Below are 16,957 nucleotides of genomic sequence, written 5' to 3'. Positions count from 1 at the left end.
GAAGCCCCCGATGCTAATGTCAAAGACAGGAGGGGGATATACCCCGTTCAGGGTGTTTGGATGTACCGGTAAACAGGTAGGCCGTGTAACGCAGCGTAAATGAGGCGCCGGATGTTTCCGGCGTCATTCACTCACCTGGCAGATACCGTTGCGGATGGCATAGCGGGTGAGTTCGGCGACGCTGTGCAGATCGAGCTTTCGCATGATGTTGCGCCGGTGCACTTCGATGGTCGATGGCGCAATGTGAAGCCGCTCGGCGATGCGCACCGATGTGTGGCCTTCGGCGATCAACTGCAGCACCTGGCGCTCGCGCGCGGTCAGCTGTGGCGCTCCGGTACGCGGTTCGGTGCCGGAGCGCAGTGCGCTGGCCACCGCACCGGCCACTTCGGGGCAGAGATAGGTGCGGCCGTGCCGGACGTTTTCGATGGCGCGCAGCAGGTCGTCGCTGGCTGCGGCCTTCGTCACGTAGCCCTGGGCGCCGGCATTGAGCAGGTCGATGACGAACTGCTGGTCGGAGTAGGCCGACAGCCCGATCACCCGGATGTCGGGGTAGAGCGCCAGCAGGCGGCGCGTGGCCTCGATCCCGTTCATGCCCGGCATGCCGATGTCGATGCAGACGATGTCCACCGCTTGCTCGGCGAGCAGGCGGAGCAGGTCTTCGCCGTTGGCCGCTTCGCCGACCACGGCCAGGCCGGGCTCCTTTTCCAGCAGCGCGCGCAAGGCATGGCGGAACATCTGGTGGTCGTCCGCGAGCACGATGTTCAGTGGTTTCATGGCCTGCCTCTCGGGAAGCGATGTGTATGGGGTGCGAGCACGACCTCGATTTCGGTGCCGTCGCCGGGCGCGGAGCGCAGCGTGAAGCGGCCGCCGGCCAGCTCGGCGCGCTCCCGCATGGTGATGAGCCCCAGGCCGGGCGCGCTGCCGTGCTGGCCGAGCAGCTCCGGATCGAAGCCGCAGCCGTCGTCGGCAATGCGCAGGATGATGTCCTTGCCGCGGCGCCGCAGCTCGATCCGGATCCGGTGTGCGGCTGCGTGTTTGGCGCAGTTGGTCAGGGCTTCCTGTGCGATGCGGAACAGCATGGCCTGCAATTCGGCAGGCAGGCCACTCATGTCCTCGTCCAGTTCGAGCAGTACGCGGATGTCGCTGTGGCGGGAGACCAGGTTGGCATACTCACGGATCGCGGCGGCAAGGCCGGCATAGTCGAGCGTGGCCGGATGCAGGGTGGCGCAGGTGTCGCGGATGCCCGCATCGGTGTCGGCGAGCAGTGCGGCCGCATCGTCGAGCAAAGGTTCCAGTTCGCTGCGCATCGTGTCCGGCAGCGCATTGCGGAGATTGGTGAAGATCAGCTTCAGCGCCGCGAGGTTGGGGCTCGCCCGGTCGTGCAGGGCGGCAGCCAGTTGGCGGCGTTCGCGCTCGCCGACTTCGAGCAGGCGGCGCGACAGTTCGGCGACGCGGGCGACCTGGCGCAGGCGTTCGGCTTCCAGCGCCTTGCGCTCGGTGATGTCCTGCACCGTGCCGTAGAGCATGAACACGCGGCCGTCGCCGTCGGCGACCGGCACGATCTCGGTGACGTAGTGTGCGGTCGTGCCGGAGGGCAACTGCGCGGTCTGCTCAAGCGTGCAGCGCTCACCCTTGTCGATCGCGTACCAGAAGGCGGTGCGGGTGAGTTCGAGCGATTCAGGGCTGAAGTACGCCAGGGCTTCGTTGATGTCGGGCACGCCTTGTTCGATGGGGCGTTCGAACAGGCGGAAGAGCTCCGGTGACCAGCGCATGCGTCCGGTGTCCCGCTCCAGCGTCCAGTCGCCGACGCGGGCAAGCGTCTGGGTCGCTGCCAGGCGGCGTTCGGTATCCGCAAGCGCGGATGTGAGATGGGCATCGTATGCAAGCACGAACATCTCCCGAGATGAAGGTGAGCCGTTTGCAGAACCCGATCCGCCACGCCATGGCGACCTGTTCTTCCGTGGTCCTCATGCGTTGCGGACGCAGCAGGAAGCATGCTGGGTCGACAGCGTCGCAAGGATTTTGTTCGAGCGGCAGGGGTTTGCCCTCGAGCTGGCTGGTCAGCAGTTCGGCAGCGAGTGCGAACCATACCGGACCGCGTGCGCCGTAGCTCGACGGCATCCAGGCGCCGGCAGTGGCCTGCGGCGCTCCATCGGGCCCGGTATCGGCAGCGCACGGACGGTCGGCCTCACGGTGGACACGCTGCAAGGGCAGGCCAGGAACAGCGTGTTCAAGGACTGTATCAATGGGGACCCGTCTCCCGCGGCGGCGTCGAGGGCGCCACTGCGTTCGCCGCCATTCTGGCGGCACGACGGGCGACGTCGAGGCGCTTGCGCAGTGCGGTCTCCGTCAGATCGAGTTCGGCGACCAGGCTGCGCAGCGATTCGTCGTTGATCCGGTGGGCGTGCCGTTCGGCGTAGAGTGCATTGCGTTCGGCGTGCAGCGCCTGCAGCCGCAGCTCCTGTTCGACGACGTAGCGCTGGCGGCGCTGGAGGATTGCGTCGGGCGCCTCGGCCTGTGCTTCGGGCGTTGCCGGTGGGGTGTCGTCATCGAGCAGGTCGATGCGCTTGCGGTATTCCTGGGTCAGGCGGCCGGCGGATTCCTGGTATTGCGCCAGCCATTGTGGATCGGCGGTGTCGGCCTGGGTCTTGTCCAGCACCATGCTGGCGATCGCCGCCTTGCATGCGGCCAGCCGGGCCTGGCGTTCTTCCTGCATCGATGCGGGTTCGCCGCTCGGCGGCATGCGGCGCAATACCAGCGGCAGGCCGATGCTGCCGATCAGCAGCGTGAACAGGATGGTGCCGGTGGCGAGGAAGACCAGTTGATTGCGCCCGGGGAAGGGGCTGCCGTCGTTCAGCAGCAGCGGCACCGACAGCGCGCCGGCCAGTGTCACCGCGCCGCGGATGCCGGCCAGCGTGGTCGCCAGGGTCAGCAGCCGCGACGGTTTTTCGGCCAGTTTGCCTTCGGCGTGCGCGCGGCCCAGGCTGGTGTGCACGCCGGTGCTGAGCCAGAGCCAGCGCATCAGCAGCAAGGCCAGCGAGATTGCCACGACCTGTCCGACCGGCACCCACCAATGTTCGCCCGCCTGCTCCAGCGTGGTGCCGATGATGGACGGAAGCTGCAGGCCGAGCAGCAGGAAGATGGCGCCGTTGAAGGCGGATTCCACCAAGGCCCAGGTGCCTTCGGTCTGCATCCGCTCGGTGATGAATTCGCTGCGGTTCAGGTCGGCGAAATTGGTCGTGATGCCAGCGGCCACCGCGGCCAGGATGCCCGACACGCCGATGCGTTCGCCGACGATGTAGGCGGCAAAGGGCAGCAGCACGAGCAGCAGCACCATCTGGGTGGCGGCGACATCGCCGAGCTTGCGGGTCACGGTGGCGCGCGCCACGGCGAAGCCCCAGCCGATCAGCGCGCCGGCGGCGAGCCCGCCCACGGCCATCCACAGAAACTCTTTCGCCGCCTCGTTCCACGAGAACAGCCCGGTGAGCGTGGCGGCGATGGCGAACTTGAGCGCGACCAGGCCGGATGCGTCGTTGAGCAGCGATTCGCCTTCGAGCACGTGCATCGTCTTCGGCGGCATGCCCAGGTTGCGCGTGATCGCCGACACGGCCACCGCGTCGGTGGGCGACACCACGGCGGCGAGCGCAAAGGCGACGGTCAGCGGCATCTCCGGAATCAGCCAGTGGATGAGATAGCCCAGGCCGAGCACGGTGAACAGCACCAGGCCGAAGGCCAGTTTCAGGATCGGCTTGTAGAGCGAGAAGAACTCACGCTTCGGAATGCGCCAGCCGTCGGCGAACAGCAGCGGTGGAATGAACAGCAGCAGGAACAGCTCGGGGTCGAAGGCGATGTGCAGGCCTTGCTGGGGCCAGGCCAGCAGCGTACCCAGGCCGATCTGGATCAGCGGCAGCGGAATGGCACTCAGATAGCGGGCGGTGATGCCGGTCAGCGCGCCGAGCATCAGCACCAGCAACACGGTTTCGACGGTATGCACGGATGGTCCTCAGTACATTCACGCCCGGGGCCGCAGCAGGAAGCGGGCCGGGTCGATGGCATCGCACAGATTGCGTTCGAGTGGCAGGGGTTCGCCTTCGATTTGGCTGGCCAGCAGTTCGGCAGCAAGCGCCGACCATACCAGGCCGCGCGCGCCGTAGCCCGACAGCACCCAGGCGCCGGGCTGGCGAGGCACGTCCGGCAATGGTATGCCGCGATCCAACGGGCCCGGCATCGGCAGGGCGCCGACCATCGGCAGGCGGTCGGGCGAGGCAGGGCGGAAGCCGACGCGGCCGGCCACGTCGCCGGGCGACAGGCCGGCGGCGATGCCGGGCAACATGCCGTCGAGCTTGGCGAGGTTTTCGGCGTGGTCGGCGTCGCGCAGGCCGGTGTCCTCGTCGTCCACCGAGAAAGTGGCGCCGGCACAGCGTTGGCCATCGACTTCAGGGCTGACGTAGCCGCCGCGGCAGACGACCAGGCGCGGCGGGCTGCCGGCCGCAGCGGGCAGGATCGACACCTGTCCGCGTGCGCTGACCACCGGCAGCAGGCCGGGCGGCAGCAGATCGCGCACGCCTGTGCCGGCGGCAAGCACCATCACCGGTGCTCGGGCGATCGTGCCACCCTCGGCGTCGATGGCCTGCCAGGCTTCGCCGTCGTGCTGCAGACGGGCGACGGCATGGCCGAAGTGGCCATGGATGCGATCGGCGTGATGCGCCAGGTTGGCGGCGCACAGGCTGGGCGGCTGTACCCAGCCGCTGTCGCCGAAATGCCAGCCGCCGATCGGTAGCGGCCAGCCCGCCAGTTCCGAGGCCGTGCTCGCATCGACGCAGCGCAGGTGCTCGGCAGGCAGGGCGAGCCGTTCGACGACCTTGCCCATCTTCGCCGCCTGGGCGTCGTCGCGCGCCAGGTGCAGCACACCGCAGGCCTCGGCCTTGATTGCCTGGCCGTTGCGCCGCAGCCGGGCGATGTGGCGCCAGCCGTACAGCGTGCCGGCGCGGGTCAGCCGGCTCATCGGGTTGTCGTCTAGGCTGGGCAGTGGACGCAACACGCCGGCGAGGTTGCCGGAGGCGCCGGTCGCGGGCGCATCGGCGGCATCGACCAGTTCGATGGTCCAGCCGCGTGCGGCGAGCCGTTCGGCCAGCGCGCAGCCGGCCAGTCCTGCGCCGATCACCAGCGCATGGCGTGAAGAGGCGGCAGGGGCGGGGCGCTTCTCTGCGTGTTGCCGATCCTGCAGTCGCCCGCGCAGCATCTGCCGCTTGCCGCCGAAGCCGGGCGCCTTTTCGACGTCGAAGCCGGCGTGGCGCAGATGCTCGCGCACCGTGCCGGCCACCGACCAGGTCGCCAGCGTCGCGCCCGGCGCGGCCAGGCGGGCGAGCAGGTGGCAGATCTTCGGCGACCAGAGTTCCGGGTTTTTCGCAGGCGAGAAGCCGTCGAGGTAGAAGGCGTCGGCACGCGCGGCGATCTGCGCCAGGCCGTCGCGGGCGTCGCCGAAATACAGTGTCAGCGTCACCCGCTCGCCATCCAGATGCAGCCGATGCAGGCCGGGTGCCAGCACCGGCCATTGCGACAGCAACTCGGCGCTGAGTTCGGCGAAAGTGGACGAAGCTGAGGACCAATCCCCGAGCCAGTCGGTGGACTGATTCGCCTGCAGGCGCGCATGCAGCGTGGCGAGGTCGTCGCGGCTGAAGGGGTGCAGCTCGCAGGAAACGAAATGCAGCCGTCCGCAGCGCTGCGGATCGGCTCGCCAGGCCGCCCAGGTGGCGAGGAAGTTCAGGCCCAGGCCGAAGCCGGTCTCCAGCACGACGAAGCCTTCGCGCCCCCGCCAGCGCTGCGGCAGGTCGTTGCCGGCCAGGAACACGTGGCAGGCTTGGCCGAAGCCGCCGTCGCTGGAGTGGTAGATGTCGTCGAAGGTGTCGGAACGGGGTGTGCCGTCGTCGGCAAAGGCGAGGCGTGCCGGGATGATGGACATCGGTGTTCAGTGTGCAGCGGATTGACCAGGCAGCATGCGCCTGACGATGCTGACCACGACCAGAACCAGTGCACCGACAATGATGCCGAACACGCCGTCGAGCAGGCTGGGCAACAACGCACCGGTGATTCCGCCGATGCCGGCAGTGAGCGTTTCGATGAGGTGATGCACCGGTGGCAGGCCATGAGTGAGGATGCCGCCGCCGACCAGGAACATTGCCACCGTGCCGATCACCGACAGCGCACGCAACAGCCAGGGCGCGGCCCACAGGATGGCCTTGCCCACTGCACTCACCAGGGCATTGGCGCGCTGGCTGAGATAGAGTCCGGCGTCGTCGAGCTTGACGATGCCGGCGACCACGCCATACACGCCGATGGTCATCATGATGGCGATGCTGACCAGCACCGCGATCTGGGTCCCGAAGTCCATGCCGCCGACCACGCCCAGGGCGATGACGATGATCTCCGCCGACAGGATGAAATCGGTTCGCACCGCACCCTTGATCTTGTCCTTTTCGAAGGCGACGAGATCGACTTCCGGGTCGATCCGTGCCTTGACTGCTTCGGCGTGGCGTTCGTCTTCTTCCTTGCCGTGCAGGAACTTGTGCGCCAGCTTCTCGAAGCCTTCGAAGCACAGGAAGGCGCCGCCCAGCATCAGCAGCGGCGCGATCAGCCACGGGATGAAGGCGCTGATCGCCAGCGCCGCCGGCACCAGGATGGCCTTGTTCAGCAGCGAGCCCTTGGCGACCGCCCATACCACCGGCAGTTCGCGGTCGGCGCGTACGCCGGTGACCTGCTGGGCGTTCAGCGCGAGATCGTCGCCGAGCACGCCTGCGGTCTTCTTGGTCGCCACCTTGGTCATCGTGGCGACGTCGTCGAGCATGCTGGCGATATCGTCCAGCAGCATGAACAGGCTGGTTCCGGCCATGGCGGTCTTACTCCGAAAGCAGATGGAAAGTCATGAGGAAAGACCCGCCTGTGTTGCCGTGATTCATGGATGCCTGCGCCAGCGTGATTGGGGAGGAAATTGTAGCCGTGCGGTGCCCGGCAAAGTTGTTTCCCGTGATGTCAATGCCGTTTCGGCTGCCAGGCAAGACCGAAGCGTTTGGCCAGCGCCAGCAGGCGCCGGTCCAGCGTCCATAAGGCGACGCCGGGCGTCAGCAGTACCGAGGCGAGCAGCGTGAGATCCACCACGCTGCAGCCGAGGCCGTGGAGCTTTTCCCGCTCGATGAAGTCGATCACCTCGTCCAGGGTAGCGAGCCTTGGCGTCGCCAGCAGGGCCAGGTCGGCCAGCACCGCGGTACGTCGGGGCGGCGTGCCGCAGGCAATTTCACCGCGCACCAGCGGATGCGTCAGTATGGCTTCAACTGCCGCCAGTTCCGCCAGCACGGGATTCGATTGGCGGAAATGCGCCACCCAGACGGAGGTATCGACGAGCACTCCGTTCATGCCGCCGGCGCTTCCCGCCGCCGGGGAATTTCGGGCATGTCGGGGCTGCCGCCGCCCAGCGCCGCCAGCCGTTTGGCCGCCTGCACCCGTACGAAGGTCTTCACCGCCTCGCGGAACAGATCGGCCTTGTCCATCGTCGGGTCGGCCACTTCGAGCGCCTTTTCGTATAGCGCATCATCGATGGTCACAGTCGTTCGCATGGCGTTTCTCCTGCATCAATCTTGATGCGAATTTACACCAAAAGTGCCATCAATATATGCCCCTACCGAGCAGACTTCAATTTTTGAGGTGGATATATTTGCTGCAATGATCGGCAACAAAAGCACGCCTGGCTTATATCAGGTGTGTGAGCAACAAAAATTCTGCGCCTTCTCGCTCCCGGACTTCCTCGACTTGGTTTGCAAAATACGAGATCGAAAGCTTCTTTTCTGCCAGGAAGCCCATGTGTGCGGAAAAACCCTGCAGCACTTCGTTCTTTACCAGGAGTTTGCTCGCATACTCGATCACGGGAGGTTCGACCGTCGAATAGGCGTTGCGAACGAAAGTCATCTTGCCAAGTGTCCTTCTGAGCTCGTCTATCCATTGCACGCCACGCTGGGTGCCGTTGACGAAGTCGAGGAAGCCGATCAGACCGGCAGTGGGTATTGCTTGGGTGTAACGGGAATCGAGCAAGCGTGCTGGGTCGTCGCCCAGGAGGAGCCTCCCGCAATGCTGGCGTGCCAAGGTTTGCCATGTTTGACGGTGCTTCTCCATCTCGTCGCTTGCCGCTTTGCCCATGCCCAGGTCGCTTGTAGCCATCACGCTGCCGATGCAGGCCAGCATGTAGCATTCCTCGGACGCAGCCAATTCGACGATGTCCTCGATTTCGTCGAGTTGAGATCGGTAGTGGTGCACGAGCGTCGTAAATGAATGTTTGCTTTGTAGCAGCAGATCACGGCGCATGGCCTCGTCCGTTGCCTGGCTGGACAGCCGAAGGTGATCTATCGCTGCCATCAGTTGTGCCCGCTGGGATGACTGCAGGAAGCGCTTGATCGATTTTGTCTGCTTTTCGATTGAATCGAGCCGTTGATCTATGCGTTTCAGTCGCGAGGCAAGAAAGGCAAAACCCGTGATAGATGTGACCAGCCCCAGACCGGACAAGGCCGTCGTTGCCATCGAATAGCTAAGGACCTGTTCGGTTGCGGTCTTCACGGCAGCCACGCTGGAGGAGAGGGACTGCAACTGGATACCGTTTATGATGGTACCGACAGCACCCAGGCCGGGGATACCGTTGAATAGCCCGGAAGAGGCGGGCATGGCAAGGTGAGAGACGATGCGGCCTGCTGTATCGCGTATTACGCCTCCGTGAAGTTTCAGGGTGCCTGTTGCCAGTCCGGCCAGTTGATCGGTTGGGATGGAGCGCGCGACCTGCAGGCCAAGATCAGTCAGCATCTGGCGTACCTTTATGTCTGTCATTGTTTTGATTGACGCTCCGGGGCGGGCCGGCGAGCCTGTGCAAAGCTAATCCACCTTCATGCCCGCATCAAACAACTCAATCACACTCGATGCCTATTCTAGGCAATCGGCCTATGCGGAGCCAAACTGAGAACCGAGTTGGAGTTCCGCCCTTGGTCGGACACGCAGAAAAAACCGCAGGGTTTGTGGTCCTGCGGGTTTCGCGAGTATTCCGGGATGCTGCAGGGCAGTTCCAGAGCAGATGGCCCCTGCCTTACTCCGGTCGCATCTGCGGAAAGAGGATGACGTCGCGGATCGACGGGGAGTCGGTCAGCAGCATCACCAGGCGGTCGATGCCGATGCCGCAGCCGCCGGTCGGCGGCAGGCCGTATTCGAGCGCGCGGATGTAGTCGGCGTCGAAGTACATGGCTTCCTCGTCGCCAGCCTCCTTGGCCTCGACCTGGGCGCGGAAGCGTGCGGCCTGGTCTTCGGGGTCGTTCAGCTCGGAGAAGCCATTGGCGATCTCGCGGCCGACGATGAAGAGCTCGAAGCGTTCGGTGATCTCGGGGTCGCTGTCCGAGGCGCGGGCCAGCGGCGAGACTTCGACCGGATAGTCGATGATGAAGGTCGGCTCCCATAGCTGGCTTTCGGCGCAGGCTTCGAACAGCTGCAGCTGCAGGCTGCCGAGGCCGCCCGGCTTGACCTTCTCGCCGAAGGCGACGATCTGCTGCCTGACCCATTCGGCGTCGGCCAACTGCGCCTCGGTGAATTCCGGGTGGTACTTGCGGATGGCCTGGACGATGGTCAGGCGGTGGAAGGGCTTGGACAGGTCCAGCTCGCGTCCCTGGTAGACGAAGCTCTCGGCGCCCAGCGCTTCGCGCGCGGCCTGGCGGATCAGGCCTTCGGTGAAGTCCATCAGCGTGCGGTAGTTCGCGTACGCCTCGTAGAACTCCATCATCGTGAACTCGGGGTTGTGGCGCGGGCTCAGGCCTTCGTTGCGGAAGTTGCGGTTGACCTCGAACACCTTCTCGAAACCGCCCACCACCAGGCGCTTCAGGTAGAGCTCGGGTGCGATGCGCAGGAACAGTTCCATGTCGAGCGCGTTGTGGTGGGTGACGAAGGGCTTGGCCGTGGCGCCGCCGGGGATGGGGTGCATCATCGGCGTCTCGACTTCGAGGAAGCCGTGGCCGGTCATGTAGTTGCGGATCGACTGCACGATGCGGCTGCGCGCGGCGAAGGTGAAGCGCGACTGCTCGCTGACGATCAGGTCAACGTAGCGCTGGCGGTACTTCTGCTCGACGTCGGTGAGGCCGTGGAACTTGTCCGGCAGCGGGCGCAGGCTCTTGGTCAGCAGGCGGATCTCGCCGGCCTTGACCGACAGCTCGCCGGTCTTGGTCTTGAACACGGTGCCGACGCAGCCGACGATGTCGCCGATGTCCCAGGTCTTGAACTGGGCGTAGACGTCCTCGCCGACACCGTCGCGCTGCACGTAAAGCTGGATGCGGCCCGACAGGTCCTGGATGGTGACGAAGCTCGCCTTGCCCATCACGCGCTTGAGCATGATGCGGCCGGCCACCTTGACTTCGACCGGCAGCGCTTCCAGTTCCTCGGCTTCCTTGCCGCCGTACAGCTCGGCGAGCTTGCCGGCGGTGTTCTCGCGCGAGAAGTCGTTGGGGAAGGCGCGGCCGCTGCTGCGCCAGGCGGCGAGCTTGTCGCGGCGCTCGGCGATCAGGTGATTCTCGTCCTGCGGCGGGGTGTTCGTCTGGTCGGACATGTTTTCGGTTCGGGAGATGAGGATGCGTGGGCACCGGCATGGCGCCGGCGACAAAGGCGTGATTGTCGCAGGCCGGCGCAGGCAGGGCAATTGCGAGGCTGAGGCCGGCAGGGATGGGGAACGGCGGGAGGGTGGCCGGGAGGGCAGGTAGTGACGCGGCGCTCACAGGCCGGTGGCCGTTTATTTGCCAAAAATGAGATTTATGTCCTTGTTTCATTCCCCAAGCTGGGGAATATTCGGCCAAAAGAATACTGTGCGCTGCATCGAAGTCTGTTCTCAAGTGCAGGCGCTCAGGACCGATAGAGGGAATCGGAGGCAGTTGATGAAGACGAATTTCTAGCTCGGGAACCACACCAAATGAGCACGTTGAGACAGCTGTACGAGACTGTCGAGAAGACCTTCTGGAACACGCTGACCAAGAAGCTGTGCAGCTTCCTGCTGCTGTTCTTTTTCAATCTGGGCTATCTGGCCGTGCAGGCCTGGCAGACCTCGGAGATCGGCCGCGCGCTGGCCGACGGCAGCATCGCGCCGGAGTTCGCGGCGCGCATCCTGGGTGCGCTCGAGGCCGGGCAATGGGTGATGATCGTCATCAGCGCCGTGGCGCTGGCCTGCATCCTCGGCCAGATCGCCTACCTGCGCCACCTGATCGTGCGCCCGATCCGCGGCATGATCGGCATCTTCGAGGAGATCGGCCGCGGCGAAGGCGACTTCTCGCGCGACCTGCCGCTCATCACCCACGACGAGTTCCGCGAGCTCGCCTGCAGCTACAACCGCTTTGCCGAAAAGATGCGCCACATCATCGGCGAAGTGCGCACCACCAGCGTCGGCATCGCGCGCGAGGCGGTGCAGGTCAAGCTGCGTGTCGAGGCTGCGGCCAGGCACGCGCGGGAGCAGGGGCAGATGACCACGGCGGTGTTCGACGCCAGTAGCGCATCGACTGCCGCCATCGAGCAGGTGTCGCAGAGCGCGCGGCAGATCGCCGAGTCCACCGCCGACAACCTGCGCATCGCACGCGGTTCGCTGCACGAGATGCAGGACATCGCCGGCAAGATCAACTCGGTCAGCAACAAGGTGACCGAATTCAATCGCACGGTGGACGACCTGTCGCAGCGCTCCGAGAGCGTGAAACAGATCGCCGTGCTGATCCGCGAGATTGCCGACCAGACCAATCTGCTGGCACTCAATGCGGCAATCGAGGCCGCACGGGCGGGTGAGGCCGGGCGCGGCTTCGCCGTGGTGGCCGACGAGGTGCGCAAGCTGGCCGAGCGGGTGAACAACGCGACCGCCGAGATCGTCGGCAACATCAACGGCATGCTCGAACTGGTGTCGGAGACACGCAGCGAGAACGAGGTGATCAATGCCGACGTGCTGCAGACGCGCGAAGTCGTCGACCGGTCGGCGACCCAGTTCGGCCACATGGTGGGCGAGTTCGAAGCGACTGGAAGGCAGCTCGAGCAGATCGCTGCGGCGATGGGCTCGCTGGCGGACACCAACGTCAGCGTGCATGAGAAGGTCAGTGCCATCAATGCCCTGTCGCACACCGTCGCCGGACAGATGGATGAGAGCGAGCAGGGCACGGAACAGCTCGCCAAGGCGACCGAAGGCGTGCAGGAACTGGTTTCGCGCTTCAAGACCGGGCGCGGCGCCTTCGACAAGATCGTCGACCAGACGCGCCGCTTCCGCGACGAGGTGCAGGAACAGCTCGAGCAGATGTCCGCCAGCCGCATCGACATCTTCGACCGGCGCTACCAACCCATCCCCGGCACCAATCCGCCCAAGTTCCGTGTGGCATGGGGCGAGGAGTTCGTCCGCCGCTGCCAGGCCTTGCTCGACGACAGCCTGGCCTCGATCCGGGGCGGAGTATTCGCCGTCGCGGTCAATGCAGACAGCTACCTGCCGGCGCACAATGCCAAATTCTCCCGGCCGCTGACCGGCAACTATGAGCAGGATCTGGTGGGCAACCGTACCTGCCGCAAGTTCGAAAGCCCGTCCGAGCTGCGTGCCGCGCGCAATACCGAACCCTTGCTGCTGCAAACCTATCGCCGTGACACCGGCGAGATCCTGTGCGACATCGCCATGCCGATCATGGCCGCTGGCCGCCACTGGGGCAACGTGCGCATCGGCGTCCCGGCCGAGAGCCTGCTCGGCAACTGAATTGCCGGCGGCATTGCCCCGGGGTGCGCATTGCCCGCGGGGCCGCTGCGGGCGTATAGTGCGGCCCGCATCGATCGGGAGCTTTCGCGGGCATTCGCGCGCGGAGCGAAACAGGAAGTCCGGTGAAGCGGGGGGCGTGTCTGCCCATTTTTCCGCCATTCCGGCGCAGCCCCCGCTGCTGTAAGCCGGACGGTGCCGCCATTTCGGCCACTGGAGCATGTTGCTTCGGGAAGGCGGCGGCAACCGGGTGAAGGCGAGCCAGAAGACCGACCCGTTCGACGAGACTGGTGAATGCCCCGGGGTGAGGGCGGACTGCCGATCGGTCGTGCGGGCCTGGCTGCGCCTTGCCTGGCTGCTTTTGCCGCGCATGCGCCATCGTCATTCTTCTCCCCCGGTTCCGACAGTGACGAAATGGAGGCCGGACCGATGGAAGAGGACAAGAAGCAGAGCCACAACGCGCGCATGCAGCGCAAGAAGGAAGTCGTCGATGCCGCCATCGAACGGGCGCAGGAAGAGCGCGGCATCGTCATCCTGATCACCGGCAACGGCAAGGGCAAGACCACTTCGGCCTTCGGCACCCTGTATCGCGCGCTCGGCCACGGCCAGCGTGCCGGTGTGGTGCAGTTCATCAAGGGCACGCACGCCACCGGCGAAGTCATCTTCCTGCAGAAGCAGGGGCTGGACAGCGCCGTCCAGTACCACGCCATGGCCACCGGTTTCACCTGGAACACGCAGAACTGGGATGCCGACAAGCGCGCCGCCGACGAAGCCTGGGCGCAGGCCAGCCGCATGCTGGCCGATCCGACGCTCGACCTGGTGCTGCTCGACGAGCTGACCTACATGCTCAAGTACAACTACCTCGACACCGAGCAGGTGCTCGCCGCGATCCGCGCCCGTCCGCCGCGCCAGACCGTCATCGTCACCGGCCGCGCGGCCAAGCCGGAGCTGGCCGAGCTGGCCGACACGGTCAGCGAGATCGCCGACCGCAAGCACGCCTTCAAGGCGGGCGTGAAGGCGCAGGCGGGCATCGATTTCTGAGCTGGCCAGCCGTCAGTTGGATGGCGCCAGCCGTGCCTCCAGCCAGCCGCGCAGGCTGTTGATGAAGGCCCAGCCCTGTATGCGTGGCAGGTCCTGCACGCACACCACGGCCTCCACCACGCGGCCGTCGCGCAGCGCGACGGCGCGGCCGACGCCGGGCAGCAGGCCGCAGGCGAGGGGCGGCGTGACCCAGCGGCCGTCGATCAGCATGGCGAGGTTGCCGAAAGTGGATTCGGTGATCTCGCCGGCCTCGTTGTAGAGCACGGTGTCGAACACGCCCGAGCCCGCTGCGGGCGCGAAGGCGGCGTAGTGCGCGCGGCGGGTGGTCTTGTGGCGGCTGAATTCGCTGTGTGCCTGGAGGAAGGGGTGGGCGGCCAGCGCCAGCAGTACCGGTTCCGGCGTGGGTGCGAGAGCGGCGGCTTCGGTGCGGAGTGCGCCCTGCGCATTCAGCAGCAGGCGCACGCGCCAGGCGTCCTGGCCGCGCGTGCGTACGAGCTCGTCGAGGCAGGCGTCGATGCGCGATTCATCCCAGGGGTAGCCGAAGTGCGCGGCGGCGGCCCGCATGCGGGCGACATGCTCGCTGCGATGGCGCAACTCGCCGTCATGCAGGCCCAGGGTTTCCAGCAAGTCGAAGGGTGCGCTGGCGCGTTCGACGAAGGCACGCTTGGCGGCCCATTCCGCCCATTCGTCGCCGGCGCTGGCGCCCCAGACGATGCCGCTGCCGATGCCGCAGCGGGCAGCGCTGCCTTTCATTTCGATGCTGCGGATCGGCACGTTGAAGGTGGCGGCGATGCCGCGCCGGCCGTCGGGCGAAACGTGGGGACGAACCACGCCGACGGCGCCGCAGTAGACGCCTCGCGGCCCGCCTTCGAGGGCGCGGATCATGCGCATTGCCTCAACCTTGGGCGCACCGGTGACCGAGCCGCAGGGAAACAGCGCGGCGAACACGTCGGCGAGCCGCGTGCCGGTCCGGGTGCGCGCCACCACGTCGGAAGTCATCTGCCACACGGTGGGCAGGGCCTCGGTGTGGAACAGCGCGGGCACGCGCACGCTGTGCGGCTCTGCGATGCGCGAGAGGTCGTTGCGCAGCAGATCCACGATCATGACGTTCTCGGCGCGTTCCTTGGGGCTGGCGCGCAGCCGCGCGGCCAGCGCGGCGTCTTCGTCGGGCGTGGTACCGCGCGGGGCCGTGCCTTTCATCGGCCGCGTGAGGATCTCGTCTCCGCGCCAGTCGAAGAACAGCTCGGGCGAGACGGACAGCACCTGCACGCGATCCTCATCGCTGTGGCCGCAGTCGATGTGTGCCGCATACCCGCCCGGCTGCGCCCGCCGTAGCGCGGCGAACAAGGCACGGCTGTCGCCCGCCAGCCGTCCACGCAACTGTGCCGTGTGATTGACCTGGTAGAGCACGCCGTCGGCGATCGCCTGCTGGATGTGGGCATGGGCGGCATCGAAGGCGGTGCGCTCGGGCAGGGTGTGCCAATCGACCACTGCTGCACGGCCCTCCGGTTCGCCGTTCCTGGGCAGCGGGACGTCGTGGATGGCGAACCAGGCCAGCGGCCCGTCCGCTGCATGCGCGCTCAGCGCCGCGTCGAACGCGGGTGCGGCCTCGTAGCGCAGATAACCCAGCGCCCACGCACCGGCGCGGGCAGCGGCCTCGACCGCATCGAGCAGTGGGCGCACCTCATCCAGGGTGTGTGCGGCCAGCACCGCGCGAGGCTGGCCGAAGGCATGGCGCAGGCGCGGCGCGTTGCTGTCGCGGGGATCGGTGAAGTCGATGAGGCTGGTCACGGCGAAGGTGCTGGGGCTCGTCAGGATGTCAGGCCTGCATTTTGCACGTTGGGCGCGCTCGGGGTGTGCTATAAGCCCGCGCAATCGCTCTTCCGTGCATTCCACATGAATCAAGCCATTCCCGGCACTGTTGCCGACAGCGACCTGCCGTCGCGCCGTCTGCTGCTTTCCACCCAACTGGTCTTCAACATCGGCTTCTATGCCATCGTGCCCTTCCTGGCCCTGCACATGAGCCAGAACCTGGCGCTGGCGGGCTGGATGGTGGGCCTGGTGCTGGGGGTGCGGACCTTCTCGCAGCAGGGCATGTTCTTCATCGGCGGCACGCTGGCCGAGCGTTACGGCTGCCGCACGCTGATCCTGTGCGGCTGCGTGGTGCGCATCGCCGGCTATCTGTGCTTCGCCGCTGCCGACTCGGCGGCGATGATGCTGCTCGGCGCCTGCCTCACCGGCATCGGCGGCGCGCTGTTCTCGCCTTGCATGGAAGCGCTGGCGGCGCGCATCGATGCGCAGCCGGACGGCAAGGGGCGCAACATCTTCGCCCAGTTCGCGGTGTATGGCGAAGTGGGCGCGGTGGCAGGGCCGCTGCTCGGCAGCCTGCTGTTCGACATCGGCTTCATGCAGATGGCGCTGGTCAGTGCCGGTGTGTTCCTGCTGGCGCTGCTGGTGCTGTGGTCGCGGTTGCCGGCGCTGAAGCCGGCTGCGCCGGGGGCGGGCGGCTGGGGCTGGCGCGAGCTGTTCGCCAACCGTCCTTTCCTGCTGTTCATGCTGTTCTACAGCAGCTACCTGCTGAGCTACAACCAGATGTACCTGGGCCTGCCGGTGGAACTGGAACGCTCGCAGGGCGGCGCACGCGACATGGCCTGGCTGTTCGCGCTCGCCTCGGTGCTGGTGGTGAGCTGCCAGATGCCGCTGGCGGCGCTGTGCAAGCGCCTGCCGCCGCGGCTGCCGCTGGTGCTGGGTTTTGCGCTGCTGGCGGCGGCTTTCGTCAATCTGGCGCTGTGGTCGGCCATCCCGCCGCTGGCCGGCATCTGGCGCTTGCTGCCGGCAGTGCTGACGGTGGTATTGCTGACGGCCGGCCAGATGTGCGCGGTGCCGGTGGCGATGGCGCTGGTGCCGGTCTTCGCCCGCCGGCGCCTGCTGCCGGTGCATTACGGTGCGCTGGCCTCGGCCGGCGGGCTGATGGTGCTGTTCGGCAACATGCTGCTGGGCAAGCTGTTCGCCGGGATACCGGCCGAGCCGGGCGCCGGTGTGCTGGCCTGGAGCGTGGCGGCGGCCTTTCCGGCCTCGAGTACGCTGTATTTCGCCTTTGCCCGAGCTGCGCTGCCCCGCCCGGCATGACGCCAGCACAGGACATGA

Annotated in this window: 13 protein-coding genes and 1 riboswitch; of the genes, 3 read left to right on the top strand and 10 right to left on the bottom strand. The window is 66.4% G+C overall.

Annotated elements, in window-relative coordinates:
* Window positions 1-123 precede the first annotated feature (123 nt).
* The 9 genes from NX068_RS16305 to lysS all read right to left on the bottom strand — a co-directional run bounded on the left by NX068_RS16305 (window position 124) and on the right by lysS (window position 10,618).
* Window positions 124-774 (bottom strand): response regulator, encoded by a 651-nt coding sequence (locus NX068_RS16305; RefSeq protein ID WP_263462312.1) that lies wholly within the window; start codon window positions 772-774, stop codon window positions 124-126.
* A complete protein-coding gene (locus NX068_RS16300) occupies window positions 771-1,889 on the bottom strand; it encodes a PAS domain-containing sensor histidine kinase (RefSeq protein ID WP_263462311.1) in 1,119 nt (372 codons plus the stop codon). The genes NX068_RS16305 and NX068_RS16300 overlap by 4 nt, the downstream gene beginning before the upstream one ends.
* Before the next feature lie 353 nt (window positions 1,890-2,242).
* Window positions 2,243-3,994, bottom strand: a complete 1,752-nt coding sequence (locus NX068_RS16295; protein WP_263462310.1) for a Na+/H+ antiporter — start codon at window positions 3,992-3,994, stop codon at window positions 2,243-2,245.
* An 18-nt stretch (window positions 3,995-4,012) separates the two neighbouring features.
* Window positions 4,013-5,962: a bifunctional tRNA (5-methylaminomethyl-2-thiouridine)(34)-methyltransferase MnmC2/FAD-dependent 5-carboxymethylaminomethyl-2-thiouridine(34) oxidoreductase MnmC1 gene (gene mnmC / locus NX068_RS16290; protein WP_263462309.1), complete on the bottom strand. Its 1,950-nt coding sequence runs from the start codon at window positions 5,960-5,962 to the stop codon at window positions 4,013-4,015.
* A 6-nt stretch (window positions 5,963-5,968) separates the two neighbouring features.
* Window positions 5,969-6,889: a DUF808 domain-containing protein gene (locus NX068_RS16285; RefSeq protein WP_263462308.1), complete on the bottom strand. Its 921-nt coding sequence runs from the start codon at window positions 6,887-6,889 to the stop codon at window positions 5,969-5,971.
* A 140-nt stretch (window positions 6,890-7,029) separates the two neighbouring features.
* Window positions 7,030-7,410 (bottom strand): type II toxin-antitoxin system VapC family toxin, encoded by a 381-nt coding sequence (locus tag NX068_RS16280; protein ID WP_263462307.1) that lies wholly within the window; start codon window positions 7,408-7,410, stop codon window positions 7,030-7,032.
* A complete protein-coding gene (locus NX068_RS16275; RefSeq protein ID WP_263462306.1) occupies window positions 7,407-7,610 on the bottom strand; it encodes a type II toxin-antitoxin system VapB family antitoxin in 204 nt (67 codons plus the stop codon). The genes NX068_RS16280 and NX068_RS16275 overlap by 4 nt, the downstream gene beginning before the upstream one ends.
* A 133-nt stretch (window positions 7,611-7,743) precedes the next feature.
* Window positions 7,744-8,841: a hypothetical protein gene (locus tag NX068_RS16270; protein WP_263462305.1), complete on the bottom strand. Its 1,098-nt coding sequence runs from the start codon at window positions 8,839-8,841 to the stop codon at window positions 7,744-7,746.
* A 277-nt stretch (window positions 8,842-9,118) separates the two neighbouring features.
* Entirely contained in the window at window positions 9,119-10,618 is a 1,500-nt protein-coding gene (gene lysS, locus NX068_RS16265; RefSeq protein WP_263462304.1) for a lysine--tRNA ligase, read from the bottom strand.
* 357 nt (window positions 10,619-10,975) lie between these two features.
* Here lysS and NX068_RS16260 point away from each other — a divergent pair, with 357 nt between their 5' ends.
* Entirely contained in the window at window positions 10,976-12,772 is a 1,797-nt protein-coding gene (locus tag NX068_RS16260; RefSeq protein WP_263462303.1) for a methyl-accepting chemotaxis protein, read from the top strand.
* Between the two features lie 59 nt (window positions 12,773-12,831).
* A riboswitch (cobalamin riboswitch) is annotated at window positions 12,832-13,061 on the top strand.
* Window positions 13,062-13,198: 137 nt separating this feature from the next.
* Entirely contained in the window at window positions 13,199-13,810 is a 612-nt protein-coding gene (gene cobO, locus NX068_RS16255) for a cob(I)yrinic acid a,c-diamide adenosyltransferase (RefSeq protein WP_263462302.1), read from the top strand.
* A 12-nt stretch (window positions 13,811-13,822) separates the two neighbouring features.
* Here the strand turns inward: cobO and NX068_RS16250 are convergent, their stop codons facing one another.
* On the bottom strand, window positions 13,823-15,601 hold the full coding sequence (locus NX068_RS16250) for a chorismate-binding protein (RefSeq protein WP_263462301.1): 1,779 nt from the start codon (window positions 15,599-15,601) through the stop codon (window positions 13,823-13,825).
* A gap of 105 nt (window positions 15,602-15,706) precedes the next feature.
* Between NX068_RS16250 and NX068_RS16245 the strand changes: the two genes are divergently transcribed.
* On the top strand, window positions 15,707-16,939 hold the full coding sequence (locus NX068_RS16245; RefSeq protein WP_263462300.1) for an MFS transporter: 1,233 nt from the start codon (window positions 15,707-15,709) through the stop codon (window positions 16,937-16,939).
* Window positions 16,940-16,957: the final 18 nt, after the last annotated feature.

The sequence above is a fragment of the Thauera carbonicopians genome, from assembly GCF_025699485.1.
Classification (GTDB): Bacteria; Pseudomonadota; Gammaproteobacteria; order Burkholderiales; family Rhodocyclaceae; genus Thauera.
This window is presented reverse-complemented; position numbering and strand designations above follow the sequence as displayed.

Coding starts and splice junctions, on each gene's coding strand:
- NX068_RS16305 (WP_263462312.1), bottom strand. CDS start 774: ATGAAACCACTGAACATCGTGCTCGCGGACGACCACCAGATGTTCCGC.
- mnmC (WP_263462309.1), bottom strand. CDS start 5,962: ATGTCCATCATCCCGGCACGCCTCGCCTTTGCCGACGACGGCACACCC.
- NX068_RS16285 (WP_263462308.1), bottom strand. CDS start 6,889: ATGGCCGGAACCAGCCTGTTCATGCTGCTGGACGATATCGCCAGCATG.
- NX068_RS16280 (WP_263462307.1), bottom strand. CDS start 7,410: ATGAACGGAGTGCTCGTCGATACCTCCGTCTGGGTGGCGCATTTCCGC.
- NX068_RS16275 (WP_263462306.1), bottom strand. CDS start 7,610: ATGCGAACGACTGTGACCATCGATGATGCGCTATACGAAAAGGCGCTC.
- NX068_RS16270 (WP_263462305.1), bottom strand. CDS start 8,841: ATGCTGACTGATCTTGGCCTGCAGGTCGCGCGCTCCATCCCAACCGAT.
- lysS (WP_263462304.1), bottom strand. CDS start 10,618: ATGTCCGACCAGACGAACACCCCGCCGCAGGACGAGAATCACCTGATC.
- NX068_RS16260 (WP_263462303.1), top strand. CDS start 10,976: ATGAGCACGTTGAGACAGCTGTACGAGACTGTCGAGAAGACCTTCTGG.
- cobO (WP_263462302.1), top strand. CDS start 13,199: ATGGAAGAGGACAAGAAGCAGAGCCACAACGCGCGCATGCAGCGCAAG.
- NX068_RS16245 (WP_263462300.1), top strand. CDS start 15,707: ATGAATCAAGCCATTCCCGGCACTGTTGCCGACAGCGACCTGCCGTCG.